Source organism: Paenibacillus lautus, from assembly GCF_050482385.1.
Lineage (GTDB): Bacteria > Bacillota > Bacilli > Paenibacillales > Paenibacillaceae > Paenibacillus_AQ > Paenibacillus_AQ lautus_B.
Genome location: NZ_JBCNHV010000011.1, coordinates 1 through 19,455, shown reverse-complemented (window position 1 = coordinate 19,455; position 19,455 = coordinate 1). Strand labels below are relative to the sequence as shown.

The following is a 19,455-nucleotide window of genomic DNA, read 5'->3' as shown; positions in this document are numbered from 1 at the left end:
ATGAAAAGTTACGCAGGCCAAGGGTGGATCAGTGTTAAAGACCAGCTATACGTCTCGATTCTGCTCTTCTTATACCGTTTGCTGTGGGGATATTGCCTGTACCGACTCGTAAAATCGGCAGTCGTTCCCCTTCTGATGCGATATCCGGATTCTGCCCCTAATGAGCTCAGCCGTCTTTTATTCTTCTACGAGGGCGAGATGAGCCTATCCCTTAGCAGCACGGTCCACACCTACGGATGGCTTCTGGCCGGTTTGCTGTTGATCCGGATGATCCTCACCCCGCTCATTCGGGCCGGCATCTTCTACAACCTTCATCAGGAAGCTAAGGGCGAGCGCGGTTTATTCTTCTTCATTGGCATGCGGAAACTGTGGAAACCTGTAACGCTATTCTATCTGATTGAGCTCATTCTCACCTTTGCGCCCGGTTACTGGATTCTGCCCAAAATCCTTCCGATTCTGCTGAATGGGATTCAAGAGCCTGTTCTGCTGCTTCATGCACTGCCCTATGCAGTTGGGTGGTTCTTGTACGCCTATCTGATCCGCCTGTTATTGCTCTATATGCAATTCGGACGCACCGGGGGGTTCGGTATGATCCGCTCTATTCTGGCACTCTTCCGCCGCTTGGGCACGGCAGTGCTGTTGTCCATCACCATCGGCGGATCAGCCTGTGTCATTCTGTTGCTCCTGAGCTCGGCTTCGCTCTTCTGGGCCGGATTGATCGGCTTAATTATTCAGCAGGCCTCTTATTTCCTGAATGGACTATTCCAAATTTGGGTAATTTCTGCCCAATATCATTTGTGGAGAGATTCCTCCCCACAGCATCCCTAATCATTACAATTCGTTACCCTGAAATGGTGAATCACGCTCGCGAATAAGCTGTAATCCGAAGTGACACGTTTCTATCCCGAGCTTGATTTTACAAAGAATAAGCGTTCACTTATCCTCTATTTTACAAATTTCTGAGCGCGAAATTACAAAAAAACCTGTTTCCCCAAGATGGGGACAGGTTTTTTTGTTTAAAAATGGTCTTTCCTCGTTTGCCAAATTGTTAATACTCTGCTAAAATAACGAATATGTTAGTAACAACTTTGTCATCTTTGCTGTAACTTTTTTGTTGGAACGATGTAAATTCGTTAACTATGTTGGAACGTCAGACGTCAAAGAATGGGTTCATCAACATTTTAAGGAGCCGAATTCCCATAACGATATGGGAAGCGGGGGATCCGTTTTGGGTGAATTGATCTCGCAAGAGAGGGATCATAGGGGACCTTTCAACCGAACCCTTAAGCTAACCTCGCAGGCAATGGAAGGAGCTTTTTGTTTTGAAAAAGAAGTTAACGGCTGTTTCTCTCGGCCTCGCACTCGCACTCACATTAGGGACCGGAAGCGCTTTCGCCGATTCCAAATTAAATACAGCAATCAAACCAGCCATTGGTGTCTCTTATAAAACGGGTGGAACCACAACGAATGGTTTTGACTGCTCCGGATTCACCAGCTATGTTTACAAGAAGCTTGGCCTTAGCCTGCCGCGTACGTCTGCAGCTCAATACAAAGTAGGAACGGCAGTATCCAAGAGCAACCTGAAAGCTGGCGATCTCGTGTTCTTCAACACATCGGGCAGAGGTATATCTCATGTGGGTATTTATGTTGGGAGCGGCAAATTTGCTCATTCCTCATCTTCACGTGGTGTCATGATCAGTCCGCTAAGCCAGAGCTACTACGCCAACCGATATGTAGGCGCTAAAAGAATTATGAGTCAGAATACGTACAAATCTGTAGCTGTGAACTACAATTAATGTTGGAACTTTATTGATTTACTCTTATAAGAAGCCCTGGGTTTATGAGATTGTGCCGATCTCATCCAGCGGCTTTTTTCTTTTGTTGATTGTGTGTATACCTTTATAACGTTCAAGACAACGAAAAAGTTTCCACTTTTCAAAAAAAAAATGAAATGAAGATAGTGAAATGACTTCGTTTGGTTATTCCATCCGGATCCCCTCTTATTCTTTATATACCCTTCTCTCCCTTCATTAAACACCGTTTTGGAAAAATATTGGTTTTATTTGACGCTTCGACAGCTAATGCAATTGAAAAATAGCAAAATCCATCAAGAAATAATTGCCAATCCCGCTTGCTGTCTGATAGAATGGACGCAGTAACAACTTTGTCATTAATGTAAGTGCTTTAATACATAGATTGCTATGCCTCGCGGCAGCGAAAAGGAGCTTTCCATGCTGAAGAAAACATTATCAACAGCAGCCCTAAGTATCACACTGTTGTTCACTTTGGGCGTTGGCAGCGTGTTTGCTGATCGTGCGCTGGATCAGGAAATCGATAAGGTGCTAGGTACAAGATACAGCTACGGCGGTACGACCACGAGCGGATTTGACTGTTCCGGCTTCACCATGTATGTATATGCCAAACTCGGATTGAAGCTCCCGCATCAATCCGGCTCTCAATTCGACATGGGGACAAGCGTGTCCCGTAAGGATCTGCGCGCTGGCGATTTGGTGTTCTTCAATACATCGGGCCAGGGCATCTCCCACGTCGGCATTTATGTCGGCGATGACAAATTCGCCCATGCCTCGTCCAACCGCGGGGTGGTTATCAACCGCCTTGCAGAGGAGTACTATGATCAGCGATACGTGGGTGCAAAGCGTATCATGAGCGATGATACGTATGAAGAAGCGGCTGGTGAATCATCCTAAGCTTTAGAGGCAATCATCCCTATACATACTGCTTGCCCGTTAAAGGAGCCTTTACCTCTCTTTGACGGGCTTTTTGATGCGACTTGGATGTTCGTAATAGGGTTATCATTAATGCATACGATAGGAGGACTTCACCAATGGATGCAACCCCGATTTCATTTCACACCGTAGTCATGCGTGAAGAGCACGCAAAGGAAATATGCGCCTGGACCTATCCTCCTCCCTATAATATCTATGGCTTTCTTCCCTGGGAGCAGATAAAAGGGCTTGAGGTCGAGTTTGGCGATCCGGACATTCGCCAGAGGCAGTACATCTCAATTCTGGATGAACAGGAGGCCCTGTGGGGATTTGCCCAGCTGTTTCCGATGCACGAGGTAACACGAATCGGACTTGGCATGCGGCCTGATTGGTGCGGGCGCGGAATGGGTAAACGGTTTATGGGGGCGATTGTTCGGGAAGCCAGGCGGAGACGGCCTGCCGACGAAATCGACCTTGAAGTGTTGACCTGGAATGAGCGCGCGATCCGCACGTATCAAAAGGCAGGCTTTCATATCACCGATACGTATGAGCGACTTACACCCACGGGAAATGCCCTTTTCCACTGTATGGTGTATGAGCCCCCGGCAAATGAGGAATAGTAATCTTTGTCTATATGAAAAAGCACAATTTTGTGTACTTTTTATGAAGCCACGCCGTATAGTTGCTTTTTTTGTCACAACTGGCTATGCTGTCTATGGATGTTGGTTTATAATGGAGACAAGTGCAAAAGTGCAGTATACATAGAAGGGACGATATGACGATGCAAAAATGGATCATGAGCGGATTGTTCTTCGTCGCATGTGCGTTGGCTATCGCGCTGATGTTTACGCTCCCAGGTAAGGAACAGGTGGCTCAGGAAGAGAAGCCGACCATGCCGGAAGTGACTCTCGATGCTGCCGCAGCGGAAGCCACAATGAAAGCAAGCTGTATTAGCTGTCACGGCGACCAACTTCAAGGCGGCGCTGGGCCGGCTTTGAATCAAGTAGGCGGACACATGGATGCGGACGCAATCTTCAACGTTGTAACCAAAGGACGTAAGGGAATGCCTTCCTTTAAAGATCAACTTAAGCCTGAAGAAATCGCAAACATCGCGCTATACCTTGCTGAGAAAAAATAAATCAGCTTATACGCAAAACACGCTTGCACCTGGAGTTCTTCCTGGTGCAAGCGTGTTTTTACATATTCGGGACCTCCGGGGGAACACAACCATCCCCCCTTCTACTGTGCCGCCTTGCCATCCTTCGAACGACTCTTCTCATAGGCTTCGTTAAACTGCTGCGCTTCCTTAATATCCACAGCCGTAATGCCACCGTCGTCCCAAGAGGTGAGACGAAGTGTAACGACTTTATAATCTATGGTGATGTAGGGGTGATGTCCGAAAGCTTCTGAAATAGCTGCCACTTCATCAACAAAAGCGATTCCCTTCATGAAGGAGGAGAAGGTATACTTCCGTACAATCCATCTCCCTTGTTCAAATTCCCAACCCTCAAGCTTTTCCAGATGAGCCTCTACTTCTTGCTGCGTATAAAGCATCTTATATCTTCCTCCCCGAAAAAAACCTATCTAAAAGCCGACTTACACATAATATGGTCTTTCTGTCATCTATTCTATTCTGCCCTGTATCTGTTGATAACTGGAGTGATTACACAAGAGCCACAAAGGCCAACTCTTCTTCACCGATCAAAATATGTATTCGATGGTTCGTTTGATCATGCATGACCACGCCGCTGCCAACGTTAATCACCGGCTCTGTGCCTAGCGCATAGAACAAATCCTCAGCCAGCGCTTCATGAACCTCATTTCTCTCGGCTTCACCCAGATTGCCCCAATCCTCAGCTTCCATTTCAAAGAAGACATAGCTATCGGAAATTCGTCCGACCGCCTCGGTCAATTCTGCCAGAATTTCGCCGTAATCTCTTCCGTGTTTAACGCCCATCTCCATCACTCCTTTCCTTGCCGTACTTAGCTTCGTTTCCCTTCCTTCCATTATACCGGAAATTACAACTAAAAAAAAAAGCCCGACCTGACGATAAATAGGATAACGCCCCACAAAAGGGGCCCGGTTCTCCATGAGAACCGTTCTGACGAATGGATTCGTTATTTTATTTCTCACGGATGAGGTGTGGTATGGAAATTTCAACAATTATAGGCTTAATAATCGGTATCGTCGCGGTACTGGTGGGCATGGTTCTGAAAGGTGCCTCCCTTCTCGCTTTGTATAATCCGGCAGCCTATCTAATCATTCTTGGCGGTACGGCAGCAACTTTATTCATCGGGTTTCCGCTAGTCGAGCTGAAAAAGATTCCGAAGCTGGTCAAGATGACCTTTGTGAAACAGAATCTGATGGACAAAACGGATATGATCAAGCTGTTTATGGAATGGGCTTCGATCACACGCCGTGAAGGTCTGCTGGCTCTGGAAACCAAAGTCGATGAGATCGATGACACCTTCCTGCGTAATGGGATGCGCATGATCATCGACGGCAACGATCAGGAATTCGTACGTGATGTATTAATGGAAGATATTAATGCCACCGAAGAACGCCATCGTTCCGGCGCATTGATCTTCTCCCAAGCCGGTATGTATGCACCTTCCCTCGGGGTACTTGGAGCCGTTATCGGTTTGATCGCTGCATTATCCCATATGGAAGATATGGGCGAACTCGCCCATGCCATCGGGGCTGCGTTTATTGCAACCCTGCTCGGTATTTTCACCGGTTATGTCCTCTGTCACCCGATTGCGAATAAACTCAAGCGTCTATCCAAACGTGAGGTTGAAATCCGCCTGATGATGGTAGAAGGCCTGCTGTCCATTCAATCCGGTGTATCCACCATTGCAATCAATCAGAAGCTCTCCGTGTTCCTGACACCGTCCGAACGGGCTGAGCTCAGCGAGAGGGAGGCTGGTGCTAGTGAGCAAAAAGACTAGGCACGAGCCGCATGAGGAGCATGCCGACGAATCCTGGCTTCTTCCTTACGCAGACCTACTGACCTTGCTTCTGGCCTTGTTCCTGGTGCTGTACGCCATGAGTGCGACGGATGCACGCAAATTTCAAGAAATGAGCGAAGCCTTCAGTGTTGCTCTCTCCGGCGGAACCGGTGTGCTGGATTACAGCAAAACGGAATCCAGCGATGATCCACCCAATATTAAGGATCATAAAGCGACATCCCCTTCCGTTCCCGCAACAACACCTGACCAACGGCGTGCAGAGCTGATGCGTCAGGAACAACAGGATCTGGAGAAGCTGAAGAAGCAGCTCGATAATTATATTAAAAATAACGGTTTAACCTCGGAGCTCAGCACCAAGTTGAACCACTCCCAGCTTGTCATTACGATACGGGATAACGCCTTGTTCCCTTCCGGCGAAGCCGTTGTGAAGCCGGAAGCCCGTAAACTGGCCAAGGCCATCTCGCAAATGCTTCACAAGTTCCCGGACTATGAAATCATTGTATCCGGCCATACGGATAATGTGCCAATCTCTAACAGCCGATATCCGTCGAACTGGGATTTAAGCTCGGATCGAGCCTTGCAGTTCATGAAGATTCTGCTTGCCAACTCGGAGCTGGATCCTAAACGGTTCATGCCGATCGGTTATGGCGAATACCATCCGATTGCTGATAACAACACCGCTGCTGGGCGAGCGAAGAACCGCAGAGTCGAGGTATCCATTATACGTAAATACCAGGATAGCGCCACCTTTACAAGCGTGAATGAATAACCCAAAAGGGAACGGGTCCCTACAGACTATAACACACAATAAACAACCGATGCATCTGGTCTTACAGATCCCATCGGTTGTTTTTGTTTAAGATTATAGAAGTATTTCTGCCTGCTACTCGAGCCTATAGTTCAGCAGCTGACCAAGATCTTCCTTCTCCTTCTCGTTAAGATCACGCCATGAACCGATGCGTTGACTGCCAAGACGGATATTCATAATCCGGATTCGCTGCAGCTTTCGGACCTCATAACCAAAAGCGCTGCACATTCTGCGGATTTGACGATTTTTCCCCTCGGTCAGAATGATTCGGAATACGCGCTCGGACATTCGAGTGACCTCACAAGGTAGCGTCATCTCACCCAAAATCTTTACGCCGCTGGACATCCCTCTAAGGAAGGATTCCGTTACCGGGCGATCCACCGTCACAATGTATTCTTTCTCATGTTTTCCCTCAGAGCGAAGGATCTTATTGACGATATCTCCATCATTCGTCAGCAAAATCAGACCCTCAGAGTCCTTATCCAATCGTCCGATAGGAAAAATACGCTCGTTGTGGCCTACAAAGTCTACAATATTGCCCTTAATATGCGGCTCGGTGGTGCTTGTAATCCCGACCGGCTTATTAAGAGCAATATAGACATGCTTTTTCTTATCCTGAAGCGGCTTTCCCTGGATCCGGACATCGTCGCCTTCCTCTGCCTGGCTTCCCAGGACAGCAACCACCCCATTAATGGTGACCTTCCCGCTATCCACCAGCTTATCCGCTTCACGCCGGGAACAATATCCCGTTTCACTGATAAATTTATTGATTCTCAAGATGCCATCCCCTTATCTGTAACTACTTCTTGCTTAATTCTCAATTGCATTCGGCTGAACCACAGGCAGAACTATACTCACCTTCGTGCCCACACCCACTTCACTCTCGATTTCCATCATACCCCGGTGACCCTGAATAATACGCTGGCTTACCATCAATCCTAGCCCTGTCCCCGTCTCCTTATTCGTAATAAACGGTTCGCCAAGATGCGGCATCAGATCTTCCGGAATGCCCTGCCCTTCATCCCGAATATCGATTTGTACCCATTCGCCCTTCGGCCTTGAAAGCTCAATCCAGATACTGCCGCCATCGGGCATCGCTTCAATCGCATTCTTGAGCAGATTGATAAACACCTGCTTGAGCTGATTCTCCTCACAGTGTACGAAGGTAAGTTCATCAGTAAATTTCAATTTGAACTCGATGCCGTACAAATGGGCTTGGCTGTCGAGGAATGAAATGACATCTCCCATGATGAGTCGTACATCCCTCTCTTGGAAATGGATCGCCTGCGGCTTCGCTAATATCAGAAATTCACTGACAATGAGGTTAATTCGATCCAGTTCCGACAGCATCAGATCAATATGGTCCGGATTAACCTTGTGAGTCTGCTGCTGAAGCTGCAGAAATCCACGGAGGGTCGTAAGCGGATTCCGGATCTCATGAGCAACGCCAGCAGCCAGTTGGCCAACGGTATTGAGTTTCTCCGAACGACGGAGCAGCTCCTCGATCCGATTGCGTTCCGTCACATCCCGAGACACACTGATCATGGAGGTAACCTCACCGTTCTCGTCGCGCACCAGCGAGGTGCTGATACTGACCTCGATCGTGCTTCCATCTTTGTGAAGACGGATCGTCTCTACCGGAGGAAGCCGTTCTCCGGCCCGCAGACGACGGATGCGTTCCTTTTCTTCTTCTTCTTTGGCCGGAGGCACAAGTGCAGGTTTCCGTCCAACCACTTCGTGCGCTTTCCAACCATACAATTGCTCGAACGCTTTATTCACACTAATAACCCGTTCATAGGTATCGGTTGTATGAATGGCATCGGCTGTCTGATTAATGACCGACTCCAGATATTCCTTAACGGACTGATTCTCATCGACCATCTGCTTCAATTGGCTCGTATAGTTGCCCAGATTACGTGTCATCGCATTGATTCGACCCGCAAGCTGCCCCAACTCGTCCCGGCTGCTTACCTCCAGCCTTCGATCGAAATAACCATCCGACACATCGTTTACCGTCCCCAGGATGGCCTGAATCGGCTTGGTAAAATACCCTGCAACAATATAACTGCCGAATATCACGATTTCCAATAAAACCAATGAGATGGCCACAAGACTGATCATCTGCTCCCTCATCACGGAAGAGATGGCTTCATAATCCATGACGACACTGATGACACTGGTCGGTTTATTTTCGGTTACGATGGGGATGAAGCTTTTTAGCACCTTCTTGTTATGGATAGTACTGACAAACACCACATTATCGCCGGTAGAAACGGCCCTCTTCACAGCTTCCGCATCTTGGTCCAGGCTCCCATAGTCATAGGTGCCGAATGTAATCGGTCGATTGCGAAGCTTGCGGTGAACATCATCCGTTCCATCTTCTCTCATATATTCATTGCCAAACGTTTCAGGGTTGATGCCTGTTACTTCCAATATTCGCGGATTCGACTTCAAGGTCTCCTTCACAACCGTATCCGGACTTGTAATCTTCACAAAGTCCTTGATATTCGAATTCCTTATGTAGGGATCAATGATATAGTTGCGCTTGCTATCGTAATAGTATCCCCATTTATCAATAAATTCCGGATTGGACGTGGAAAACTCAAACGGTCCCGACCAAAAATGATCGGCGCGCTGACCCTCGGTAACGGAGACGACTTTACCATACTGGAACAATTCCAGAAAAGCCGTATGCCAGTACCCCCAGTTCTTTGTTGAAAGGCCGATTTCATCTGGAGTAGAGGATCGGGCAACAACGACATCATCATTCGTCCGGACCAATAGTGAAATGTGGGTGACGCCGATCTCTTTACTCAATTCCACCAATTGCTGATTGGTTATATTGTTAATATCCGGATCCAAAGCCTTTGCCGCATTGATCGCGGCTACCTTCAGCATATCACCGAATATATTATCCACATATGCAGAACTAAAGTCGGTTTGCTGGACCGTGATGGCGATCTGAGTAGCGGCCATCACCATTTTGGTTTCACTATCCTGCTGCAAATTTTCCTGGGTCGTATAATAGTTCAGCGTAATGTTGAGCAGAAGAATAAATAATACCGATACGGACATGATCATCGATAATTTCGTCTTAATCGACAAGTGGCATCTTCACCTTTCTGCTGTCACATAGACGACTTGCGAATCTAATACCCTCATGATACCTTGATCACGAACGTTTGAAAAGACAAGCGGCTTTACAACTATATGGTTTTTTTCTACAATCGCATTGCTATTGAAATAGGGAATCCTTACAATAAAAGAGGCCATTCCCGGTAAAACAAACAACGTATCCACAGATTGCGCACAAATACACAACTTATCTGGGGATAATGTGTATAACTTTGTGTATAATATTTTAGTTATCCACAATTCTGTCCACAACATGTTAACAAACGAATAAATGTTCGTTGAACATTGGGTATAAATACAGGGTTTTAACGGGCTGTGAAAGGAGACTTTAGTTTGATATCAAATTCAATAGACCCACTGGCTGTGGATAACGATAATCATGAACGCTGGATGAGAGAAGCCATCGCGGAAGCACAGAAAGCCGAAGAACTCGGCGAAGTTCCTATCGGCGCTGTCATCGTGCGGGGTGATGAGATTATTGGCCGTGGATACAATTTGCGTGAAACGACTTATGATGGGACCGCCCATGCCGAGATGGTGGCTATCCGTGAGGCAAGCAAACATCTTGGAGCATGGCGGCTGCTCGACTGCCGATTGTACGTGACGCTGGAGCCCTGTCCCATGTGTGCGGGTGCTATCGTCCAATCCCGGGTCCCACAGATGATCTATGGCACTCGCGATCCCAAAGCCGGCTGTGCCGGCACACTGATGAATTTGCTTCAAGAACCGCGTTTTAATCACCGGACTAACGTGGTTGAGGGCGTGCTGCAGGAAGAATGCGCATCACTACTCACTCAGTTCTTCCGACGTTTGCGCGGGAAAATATAATCCTTGTAGAGTAATATGTATAGAAACGTAAAAACCCGGCCATGATGGCCGGGTTATGTTGTCTTCGATGAATGATATTAATAAGTGCCCATTTGGCTCATGGATTCCTCAAATTGCTCCATCGTGATGACATCAGCATCTTTTGGAATACCGATTTTGAACTCTTGTTTAGCGTTGATGTTGTTGTATTGGGTGCTACCCTTCACAGCCAACTTCACGTTCTCTTTCGTTTCTGGATCATTGAAATCAACGTTCAACACAATATCCTGATATGCAGGGAAATCCTTTTTATCGATAGCCGTGTTGATGTTGAATGTGTTGATCTTCAGATACTTCTGCATCTCTTCCAAGCCCGCTTTGAATTCGTCTTGGTTAACGTTGGAAACTTCAGCTTTAGCAGCGTCGATATCTTCTTGGGTCAGACCGAGCATTTCGCGGTACTCGTCTTTAGCTGCAATGTCAACAACCTTAGGTGCAACCTTGTTTACCATAATATCCAATGCTTCATTCAGGTTATCATTGGTTACAAAGAATTGAACCACTTGTTTGGCATCCACGCCTTCTGGAAGGCCAGCATCTTTAACATTGATCTCTTTGAAGTATTTCGCTTGGTCATATTCACTCAGCAAAGCTTCAAGGATTTCGTTTACGAATTTTTGGGATTTCTCGGTATCCAGGCTTTCCGGATTAAATGTTTCACCGGATTGCTCAGCAAGCTCTTTCATATCCATAACGAGGAACTTACCAACAACGTCCTCTGGGAATGGCAGCATTGGAATGCTTGGAATCTTAACGTAGATTTTCTCTTTCGTCATCACCATATCAATGTTGAAGGACATTGCCATGTCACCCTTCAAATTGATACCCATGTTCATCTCGGTTTGCATTGGATCCGCTTGGTAGATACCGTCCAGCGTAACCTCAGCATTCTTCAACATCGTCATCGCCTGTGTTACGCTTGGATCGCCTTCAACTGCAGGTATGTTAACTTGAAGGTCTTCAATGACAAATTTACTCTTCATTTCGTAGGATGTCATCTTCATCGCGTTCGTAGCAGCATTAGTCATCGCTGCCTTAGGCTCTTCTTTTTTGGCGCAGCCGGAAAGTACAACTGTCACTGTGAGCAGCAGTGTCAGCATGATAGCTGCAAACTTCTTGTTCATTAAAATTTCTCTCCCCTCTAACAGTCAAAAAAATAACAGACCTTCTAATCATAAACCATTTAACCAAAATGAGAAACACTTTCTGGAATATTTACTGAAATTTTATTTCCTTTCTTTTTCCATCCATCTTAAATTTAAACTTCTTAACATGCGAATAAGGTGGGGCCCCAAAATATTACACTTGAACACTAATACGGAAGTTGGACGCAAAAGGTTTCAAATCGAAAAAAAGAACTTCCTGTCGAAATACAGGAAGTTCCCTCGATTCTTGCTTTCTAGCCTCTCCGTATTTGGCTCATACAGGCTTCTAGCCCTCCGGATTGAAATGTCCATCCTGTTTACGGATCTTCGCTCTGTGCGAGCCTGACAGCGGCTCCTGGCCGCCACGGTCATGGTCCTTGCGCTGCTTCGGCTGCTCCTGTGCTTCCGGTACCGGAATCGCCTTGGGTTTGCTCATCTGATAGCCCTCCATTTCATGATCACAACGATGTCCTACGCCTATCCTACCTTTGATGTCCATATCATGAAGGACAGTATGGAAACTGTCTCACTCATTCATGGAACTAGTGATGCGTGATTTGCTGCAGCGTTTGGGCACACTCATGAATATGGCGCGTATAATCGCCCACCATGCCCTGAATGTTCTCATTACGCTCATCCGTCGTCGCACCCTCACGCTCTACATCGACCAGATCGACCTTCACTTCCCGCGAATCCACATACGTGCATTGAAAATCAAACGAATAATCCTGGCGACCTGCTGCATCAATGTGAATGCGGATGGCGTTCGGATCCCCTTCGTCTGCTGCCACTTCTGCACGATCTCCCGGCTTTAATATGGTGGACAGCCTTTCCTGCCAGGCATTGACCAGCGTCGACTGATCTACATTTAGTTCTGAGTTCATGTTCACACCTCCCCTTCTCTATAAATTGCGATAACAGGGGATGTTTTATACAGCCGCCTCCATAAAGCAGAAACCTACTGAAGAACCGAACACTCCATGCATTCCTCTAGTAAAAAAGGCAATAAAAAAACCGATTCCTTAAAGGAAACGGCTTGAGTTTGATTATGTATGGCGGAGAGGATGGGATTCGAACCCATGTGGGCTTGCACCCTAACGGTTTTCAAGACCGCCCCGTTATGACCGCTTCGGTACCTCTCCACGTGGTAATGATTCATGCAAAATGAATCACGTGCAAAAATCATTATACCACAAGACAACCTATTTTATCAACTTATTTTTTCTGTTCGATGATACTAACGTTCCCCATGTACGGGCGAAGTACTTCGGGAATAACTACGGATCCGTCGGCCTGTTGATAATTCTCCAGAATGGCCGCAACCGTACGCCCTACTGCGAGCCCGGAACCATTCAAGGTATGGACAAATTCCGGCTTGCTCTTCGGTTCCGGACGGAATCGAATGTTGGCACGGCGAGCCTGGAAGTCCCCAATATTCGAACATGAGGAGATTTCACGATATACGCCGCTCTCTGGAAGCCAAACTTCCAGATCGTATGTCTTCATGGATCCAAAGCCCATATCCCCGGTACAGAGAGTCATGACGCGATAAGGGAGATTCAGCAGCTGAAGCACACGCTCCGCATCCGCCGTCATCTTCTCAAGCTCATCAAAAGATGTTTCCGGATGTACAATCTTCACCATCTCAACCTTGTTGAACTGATGCTGACGAATAAGCCCCCGTGTGTCACGCCCTGCCGCGCCGGCTTCCGAACGGAAACAGGAGCTGTATGCCACGTAATATTTAGGCAGATCCTCACTATTTAAGATTTCCTCGCGATGGTAGTTCGTCACAGGAACCTCAGCGGTTGGGATCAGATAATAGTCGGTATCGCTAATTTTGAATAAATCCTCTTCGAATTTAGGCAGCTGTCCTGTTCCGTACAAGCTGTCCCGGTTGACGATATATGGAGGCAGCATTTCCTCATAGCCGTGTTTGTCGCTGTGCAGATCCATCATGAAACTGATCAGGGCACGCTCAAGACGAGCACCCAAACCTTTGTAGAACGTAAACCGTGAACCCGTTACCTTCGCGCCTGCTTCAAAATCCAAAATACTCAAATTCTGAGCAAGCTCCCAGTGGGCCTTAGGCTCGAAATCGAAAGCTTTTGGCTCCGACCAGCGACGGATTTCCACGTTCTCCTCCTCCGAAGCGCCAACCGGCACACTCTCATGAGGGATATTCGGAATCGCCAAAGTAAGCTCGGATATGCTGGCTTCCAGCTCACGAACTTCCTCATCCATCGCTTTAATCTGGTCTGACACTTGTCGCATTTCCAGAATCAGATCATCTGCATTCTCACGATTTTTCTTCAGTTTGGCTACTTCAGCCGACACGGTGTTGCGGCGATTCTTCAAACTTTCGCTTTCCTGCAGCAATTCCCGGCGCCGGGCGTCAAGCTTAGGAAAATCCGCAATCAGATCGAGCGATTTGCCTCGATTCTTCAGCGCTTCTTCTACACGACTGTACTCGCTGCGCAATATTTTTACGTCTAACACGGGAAACCCTCCTAAAGTAAAACATCCATCAAGTATATCGAAGCAGCTGCCCTATATGTTGATAAAAAGCCTTGGGACAAGGCTGCATTTTACGTTATTACATACGATACATCTTATTGTATTTCAGCGAAAAAGACAACTTGACTCCCACATTCCAAAGAGTCAAGATGTCTTCTACTGTAACTATTACGTCTGTGCTGCCGTAGACTGCGATCGAACCATCTCCACAAAATATTGATGAAGTCGGTAATCGTCCGTCAGCTCCGGATGATAGGAAGCTGCAAGCAGATGCCCCTGTCTGGCTGTGACGATCTCATCTTTATAAGTGGATAGGACCTCAACGCCCGCACCCACCTCCAGAATGAGCGGCGCACGGATGAAGACAGCCCGTACCGGTTCTTCGATCCCTTTTACAGGCAAATCGGTCTCGAAGCTTTCACGCTGACGTCCAAATGCGTTCCGCGCCACCGTGATGTCCATCAGCTTCAGATGAGCCTCTTCATCGCCTTGAATTCGCTCAGCCAGCACGATCAGTCCGGCGCATGTTCCGAATATCGGTTTGCCCTGGGCTGAGAACTGACGAATCGGATTCATAAAATCATACTTGCGCATCAGCTTGCCGATGGTGGTGCTCTCGCCGCCAGGAATGATCAAGCCGTCAATGGCGTCCAACTGCTCGACCTTCTTAATCGGCACCCCCTCGGCACCAGCAAGCGTAATGCTCCGTATATGCTCTGCAACGGCACCCTGAAGTGCCAGTACTCCGACCTTCATGTTACCCCTTCTCTCTTACCAGCCGCGATCCTGCATGCGCTCAGCTGGACTAAGCTTGGATATCTCGATGCCTTTCATCGGAGTACCCAGGTTCTTGGATACTTCAGCAATCAATTTATAATCATCATAATGCGTAGTCGCTTCAACAATCGCACGAGCGAACTTCTCAGGGCTGTCCGATTTGAAAATACCGGATCCAACAAAGACGCCGTCAGCGCCCAAATGCATCATCAATGCGGCATCTGCAGGTGTTGCCACGCCGCCAGCTGCGAAGTTAACGACAGGCAGCTTGCCTGTCTCATGAATGCCCTTCAGGAGGTCATAGGAAACACCGAGGTTCTTCGCTTCCGCATACAGCTCGTCCTTCGACATGTTACGAACTTTACGGATTTGACTGTTGATGAGGCGCATATGGCGAACGGCTTCCACGATATTACCTGTTCCCGGCTCGCCTTTCGTACGGAGCATGGATGCACCTTCACCAATACGACGAAGCGCTTCGCCAAGGTCCTTCGCGCCGCATACGAATGGTACCGTGAAATCCCATTTATCGATATGGAACACTTCATCTGCCGGTGTCAGAACTTCACTCTCATCAAGGTAATCCACACCAAGAGATTCAAGCACTTTTGCTTCGACATAATGACCGATACGAGCTTTGGCCATAACTGGAATGGATACAACTTTCATGACTTCCTCAACGATGGTTGGGTCAGCCATCCGTGCTACTCCTCCAGCAGCGCGAATATCGGAAGGTACGCGCTCCAGTGCCATAACTGCCGTTGCACCGGCAGCTTCAGCGATCTTCGCTTGTTCCGCATTCATGACGTCCATAATGACGCCGCCTTTTTGCATTTCCGCCATACCTCTTTTTACAGTTGATGTTCCTGTTTCCATGTCCCCTAGCCTCCCGATTATATGTTGTATCTCATCGCCCTTACAGCATTCCCTGGCGATCTAGTCTGTACCTGTATAGGTGCATGCTTGCAATGAATCTAACTTGATATTTTACCGCATCAAAATCAAATACACAACCCATTTACTCGGAATTTATCGGCGGTTAGAAAAGATTTTTGATGGAATCAAATAAATCAGCGAAAAAGTCTCCAATCGCCCGCAGGAACAAACTGAACCAGCCTGCCTTCTCAACTTCCTCCGCGGTGATTAGATTTACCGTTTCGGACTGGGCGTCCTTCATACCTTCTATTTTATATGTGTAGGTCACCGTACCAACCTTCGTATCCTTAGCAACAGGGGCAGTCAAGCTGGAGGAGTCCTGCTTGGCTTCAAAGGTAATGTTCTTGCCTGTTGAGCCTTTGGGTACAACAAAAGTGACTGCTTTATCGGTTACGAGTGCAGCTTCCTTGCCTTTACCCTTCTTTACTTCGACGTTTTCAAAGCCTTGCACAGTCGCACCGGCAGCTTGAACTTCCTTCACTTCGAAGTTGTCAAAGCCGTAATCAAGGACTTTTTTGGACTCTACAAAACGGGCTCCTTCGGATTTCGTACCCATGACCACACTAATCAGCCGCATGCCATCACGCTCAGCGGTGCCCGCGAAGCAATACTTAGCCGCATTGGTATGACCTGTTTTTAAACCATCCAATCCTTCATAAGCATATTTCTTGAAGTTGGTAATATCTTTATTGGCTTCAAGCATCCAGTTGTAGTTGATAATCGGATTCGTGTCGCGCGGCCGAAACTTGTGGGATTGAATGGCTGTGAATCTCGAAAAATCCGGATGATCCTCGACGATGAATTTGGCAAGCAAAGCTGTATCCATTGCCGACATAACCGTTTCCTTATCCTCTTCAGGACGATATTTCTCAGGCATATCCGCACGGCTGAGGCCTGTAGAATTGATGAAAAAAGCCGTTTTTAAGCCCATCTTTTTCGCCGTATCGTTCATCATGGTAACAAACTCTTCTTCGGAACCAGCCACATGTTCAGCCAATGCTACCGTAGCATCGTTCGCTGACCCAACAGCCATGGCTATGTAGAGCTCTTCCACTGTATGTTGGTCACCCTCAGCCAAGAATATCCGTGAGCCTACCGTTTTTGCTGCGTTTTCTTTTACAGTGACCTTGTCATCCCAAGCTAATTCGCCTTGCTTTACTTTCTCTGCCACGATATATTCCGTCATCATCTTCGTCATGCTCGCCGGTGGTAATGCCTCATCAGCATTAACGGATAGTAGGACCTGTCCTGTTGATGGCTCTATCAGTACGGCAGAGCTTACTTCCAGTCCAAGCTGATCAATCGATGGCACTTTATCCGGCTTCGCATTATTTGTTGTCGCCTTCTCGGTTGTCGCTTTGTCCTCTGTGGCTTTCGTTGTATCCGCTGTTGCCAGCACATTAGGTGCCGCAAGTGAAACCGCAGGTGCAGCAGAGAAACAAAGTATATTAAACAGCATCAAGGATGCCAACGTTCTTTGAATGCGTTGTCGCTTATTCTTCTTTACAGACATGTCTATCAATGGAACTACTCCCCTCTAATTCTCAATAAGTCATTAACTTGTTCTATTCTATCATAGGGGGGGTATCAAAAAAAGACAAGCTAGATGAATTTCATCCAGCCTGTCCAGGAAATAAATAACATATATTGTTTATCCTTGTTTTTTCGAATGAATTACAAGGAATAGTTAGGTGCTTCTTTGGTAATTTGGATATCATGGGGATGGCTCTCGCGAAGTCCTGCGCCAGAGATACGGATAAACTGGGTGTCCGTCCGTAGTTCCTCCAGGTTTTGCGTACCACAATAGCCCATGCCGGAGCGCAATCCACCGATCAGCTGATGGATGGTATCTGCCAAAGGCCCTTTGTAAGCAACACGACCCTCGATACCTTCCGGAACCAATTTCTTGTCGTCATCTTGGAAATAACGATCTTTACTACCTTGTTTCATAGCAGCAAGGGAACCCATACCGCGGTAAGCCTTGAAACGGCGTCCTTGATAGATCTCAGCTTCGCCTGGGCTCTCCTCCGTACCAGCAAACATGCTGCCCAGCATAACGGCATTTGCACCGGCTGCGATCGCCTTCGTAATTTCACCTGAGTATTTGATACCGCCATCTGCGATAATCGGAACCCCGTACTCCTTAGCAACCGTTGCACAGTCATAAATTGCTGTGATTTGCGGTACGCCAATCCCAGCAATGACACGGGTCGTACAGATCGATCCTGGCCCAATTCCGACTTTAACGACGGATGCCCCAGCTTCGATAAGCTCTCTTGTGCCCTCGCCTGTAGCCACGTTACCAGCGATAATCGTCAGGTCCGGATATACTTCGCGCAGTTTGCGAACGGAATCAATGATATTGATGTGATGACCGTGGGCAGAGTCAACGGTAATGACGTCTACGCCAGCTTTCACAAGCGCCTCTGCTCTTTCGAAGGTATCCTTGGAGATTCCGATCGCTGCACCTACAAGCAGGCGACCCTGAGCGTCCTTCGCTGCTCTTGGGAACTGAATTGCTTTCTCAATGTCTTTAATGGTGATAAGTCCTTTAAGAACATTATCATCGTCTACCAAAGGCAGCTTCTCAATCTTATGCTTCTGTAGAATCATTTCTGCATCTTGAAGAGTCGTTCCGACCGGAGCTGTCACCAGATTCTCGCTGGTCATCACTTCACTGATTACCGTATTGTAGTCATGAACAAAACGAAGATCACGATTCGTCAAAATCCCGATCAGCTTATTGTTCTCATCTACGATCGGTACGCCGGAAATCCGGAACTTACCCATGAGTTCCTCTGCATCGGATACAAGATGATTAGCATGGAGTGAGAAAGGATTCGTAATAACACCACTTTCCGAACGTTTAACCCGATCTACCTCTTCTGCCTGTTGCTCAACGGTCATATTTTTATGAATAATGCCGATTCCGCCTTCTCTAGCAATGGCAATTGCCAAAGGAGCTTCCGTTACGGTGTCCATCCCAGCACTGATGAGCGGGATGTTTAATTTCACATGCTCGCTCAATTTGGTGCTAACATCCACTTCTTTTGGAAGTACCTCGGATTTTCTAGGAACCAACAATACATCGTCAAAAGTGAAGCCTTCCTTGCTAAACTTATCTTCCCACACCTGGGTTATTCCTCCTTTTTGTCGTCTTCCTGCGGACTACAACTACTGTCAGAGCTGGACCGGACGGCATTTTCAAGTATTTTCAGAAATATATTATTGCCATCTTAGCAAAGGGCCCATAGGCTGTCAAGGATTGAAATTCGCCCTTTGCCGGAAGTTTACAAGTATCCATCCAGCGCGTTATCCTGTCCCTTAGGAATGGACAAACGGACCGGGTTTCTTCTATTAAATGGAGAATCACCCACGTTTAAGCCTCTTCTGCCAATATGCCAATCCTTTAAGGCATTTCCTATAGGTTCAATGAAGAGCTGTCGTTTAGTATCACCCAACCTGGTACGAGATAGTCCCGATTTCATAAATACATGTTTTTGCATATAGGAAAAGACCGCTATCGATCACTCGATAACGGTCTTTATGGTTGTTCGCTTGGCGACGTCCTACT

Annotated in this window: 20 protein-coding genes, 1 tRNA gene and 1 riboswitch; of the genes, 8 read left to right on the top strand and 13 right to left on the bottom strand. The window is 47.3% G+C overall.

Annotation, left to right across the window (positions count from 1 at the left end; all coding sequences use genetic code 11):
- From ABEW73_RS15180 to ABEW73_RS15160, 5 genes are all read left to right on the top strand, one after another.
- The gene (locus ABEW73_RS15180) at positions 1-828 is read left to right on the top strand and encodes a hypothetical protein (RefSeq protein WP_430170115.1); all 828 of its coding nucleotides are present in this window, start codon (positions 1-3) and stop codon (positions 826-828) included.
- 349 nt (positions 829-1,177) lie between these two features.
- Positions 1,178-1,318: riboswitch (cyclic di-AMP (ydaO/yuaA leader) on the top strand.
- Positions 1,319-1,322: 4 nt separating this feature from the next.
- Complete coding sequence (locus ABEW73_RS15175; RefSeq protein WP_076326372.1) at positions 1,323-1,796, top strand: C40 family peptidase; 474 nt, start codon at positions 1,323-1,325, stop codon at positions 1,794-1,796.
- 438 nt (positions 1,797-2,234) lie between these two features.
- The gene (locus ABEW73_RS15170) at positions 2,235-2,708 is read left to right on the top strand and encodes a C40 family peptidase (RefSeq protein WP_430170147.1); all 474 of its coding nucleotides are present in this window, start codon (positions 2,235-2,237) and stop codon (positions 2,706-2,708) included.
- Positions 2,709-2,845: 137 nt separating this feature from the next.
- On the top strand, positions 2,846-3,346 hold the full coding sequence (locus ABEW73_RS15165; RefSeq protein ID WP_430170113.1) for a GNAT family N-acetyltransferase: 501 nt from the start codon (positions 2,846-2,848) through the stop codon (positions 3,344-3,346).
- Between the two features lie 161 nt (positions 3,347-3,507).
- Positions 3,508-3,864, top strand: a complete 357-nt coding sequence (locus ABEW73_RS15160; RefSeq protein ID WP_076326397.1) for a c-type cytochrome — start codon at positions 3,508-3,510, stop codon at positions 3,862-3,864.
- A gap of 101 nt (positions 3,865-3,965) precedes the next feature.
- Here the strand turns inward: ABEW73_RS15160 and ABEW73_RS15155 are convergent, their stop codons facing one another.
- Positions 3,966-4,280 carry a 4a-hydroxytetrahydrobiopterin dehydratase gene (locus tag ABEW73_RS15155; RefSeq protein WP_098741259.1) on the bottom strand — a complete coding sequence of 105 codons (315 nt, stop codon included), beginning with the start codon at positions 4,278-4,280 and terminating at the stop codon, positions 3,966-3,968.
- Between the two features lie 109 nt (positions 4,281-4,389).
- Positions 4,390-4,683, bottom strand: a complete 294-nt coding sequence (locus tag ABEW73_RS15150; protein WP_194540327.1) for a hypothetical protein — start codon at positions 4,681-4,683, stop codon at positions 4,390-4,392.
- 191 nt (positions 4,684-4,874) lie between these two features.
- On the opposite strand from ABEW73_RS15150, the gene motA reads away from it, so the two are divergent.
- Positions 4,875-5,675, top strand: coding sequence for a flagellar motor stator protein MotA (gene motA / locus ABEW73_RS15145; RefSeq protein ID WP_430170111.1), 801 nt, complete (start codon positions 4,875-4,877; stop codon positions 5,673-5,675).
- Positions 5,659-6,465, top strand: a complete 807-nt coding sequence (gene motB, locus ABEW73_RS15140) for a flagellar motor protein MotB (RefSeq protein WP_430170109.1) — start codon at positions 5,659-5,661, stop codon at positions 6,463-6,465. Before motA ends, motB begins: the two co-directional genes overlap by 17 nt.
- 114 nt (positions 6,466-6,579) lie before the next feature.
- Here motB and rluF read toward each other — a convergent pair whose 3' ends face one another.
- Together rluF and ABEW73_RS15130 are read right to left on the bottom strand one after the other, a co-directional pair.
- The gene (gene rluF / locus ABEW73_RS15135; protein ID WP_430170107.1) at positions 6,580-7,281 is read right to left on the bottom strand and encodes a 23S rRNA pseudouridine(2604) synthase RluF; all 702 of its coding nucleotides are present in this window, start codon (positions 7,279-7,281) and stop codon (positions 6,580-6,582) included.
- 33 nt (positions 7,282-7,314) lie between these two features.
- Positions 7,315-9,609, bottom strand: coding sequence for an ATP-binding protein (locus ABEW73_RS15130; RefSeq protein WP_430170105.1), 2,295 nt, complete (start codon positions 9,607-9,609; stop codon positions 7,315-7,317).
- Between the two features lie 363 nt (positions 9,610-9,972).
- Here ABEW73_RS15130 and tadA point away from each other — a divergent pair, with 363 nt between their 5' ends.
- Positions 9,973-10,467 carry a tRNA adenosine(34) deaminase TadA gene (gene tadA, locus ABEW73_RS15125; protein ID WP_430170104.1) on the top strand — a complete coding sequence of 165 codons (495 nt, stop codon included), beginning with the start codon at positions 9,973-9,975 and terminating at the stop codon, positions 10,465-10,467.
- Positions 10,468-10,544: 77 nt separating this feature from the next.
- Here tadA and ABEW73_RS15120 read toward each other — a convergent pair whose 3' ends face one another.
- The 9 genes from ABEW73_RS15120 to guaB form a co-directional block, all read right to left on the bottom strand.
- Positions 10,545-11,630: a hypothetical protein gene (locus ABEW73_RS15120; RefSeq protein ID WP_430170102.1), complete on the bottom strand. Its 1,086-nt coding sequence runs from the start codon at positions 11,628-11,630 to the stop codon at positions 10,545-10,547.
- 307 nt (positions 11,631-11,937) lie between these two features.
- Positions 11,938-12,087 carry a small acid-soluble spore protein P gene (locus tag ABEW73_RS15115; RefSeq protein ID WP_098741251.1) on the bottom strand — a complete coding sequence of 50 codons (150 nt, stop codon included), beginning with the start codon at positions 12,085-12,087 and terminating at the stop codon, positions 11,938-11,940.
- Between the two features lie 106 nt (positions 12,088-12,193).
- Positions 12,194-12,535 carry a hypothetical protein gene (locus ABEW73_RS15110; protein WP_076326361.1) on the bottom strand — a complete coding sequence of 114 codons (342 nt, stop codon included), beginning with the start codon at positions 12,533-12,535 and terminating at the stop codon, positions 12,194-12,196.
- A 169-nt stretch (positions 12,536-12,704) separates the two neighbouring features.
- Positions 12,705-12,793, bottom strand: a tRNA-Ser gene (locus tag ABEW73_RS15105).
- 73 nt (positions 12,794-12,866) lie between these two features.
- Positions 12,867-14,150 carry a serine--tRNA ligase gene (serS, locus tag ABEW73_RS15100; RefSeq protein ID WP_430170100.1) on the bottom strand — a complete coding sequence of 428 codons (1,284 nt, stop codon included), beginning with the start codon at positions 14,148-14,150 and terminating at the stop codon, positions 12,867-12,869.
- Between the two features lie 186 nt (positions 14,151-14,336).
- A complete protein-coding gene (pdxT, locus tag ABEW73_RS15095) occupies positions 14,337-14,924 on the bottom strand; it encodes a pyridoxal 5'-phosphate synthase glutaminase subunit PdxT (RefSeq protein ID WP_430170098.1) in 588 nt (195 codons plus the stop codon).
- 15 nt (positions 14,925-14,939) lie between these two features.
- Entirely contained in the window at positions 14,940-15,821 is an 882-nt protein-coding gene (gene pdxS / locus ABEW73_RS15090; protein ID WP_071221106.1) for a pyridoxal 5'-phosphate synthase lyase subunit PdxS, read from the bottom strand.
- Between the two features lie 163 nt (positions 15,822-15,984).
- Positions 15,985-17,403, bottom strand: coding sequence for a D-alanyl-D-alanine carboxypeptidase family protein (locus tag ABEW73_RS15085; RefSeq protein ID WP_430170096.1), 1,419 nt, complete (start codon positions 17,401-17,403; stop codon positions 15,985-15,987).
- Positions 17,404-17,555: 152 nt separating this feature from the next.
- A complete protein-coding gene (guaB, locus tag ABEW73_RS15080) occupies positions 17,556-19,013 on the bottom strand; it encodes an IMP dehydrogenase (RefSeq protein ID WP_076326357.1) in 1,458 nt (485 codons plus the stop codon).
- Positions 19,014-19,455: the final 442 nt, after the last annotated feature.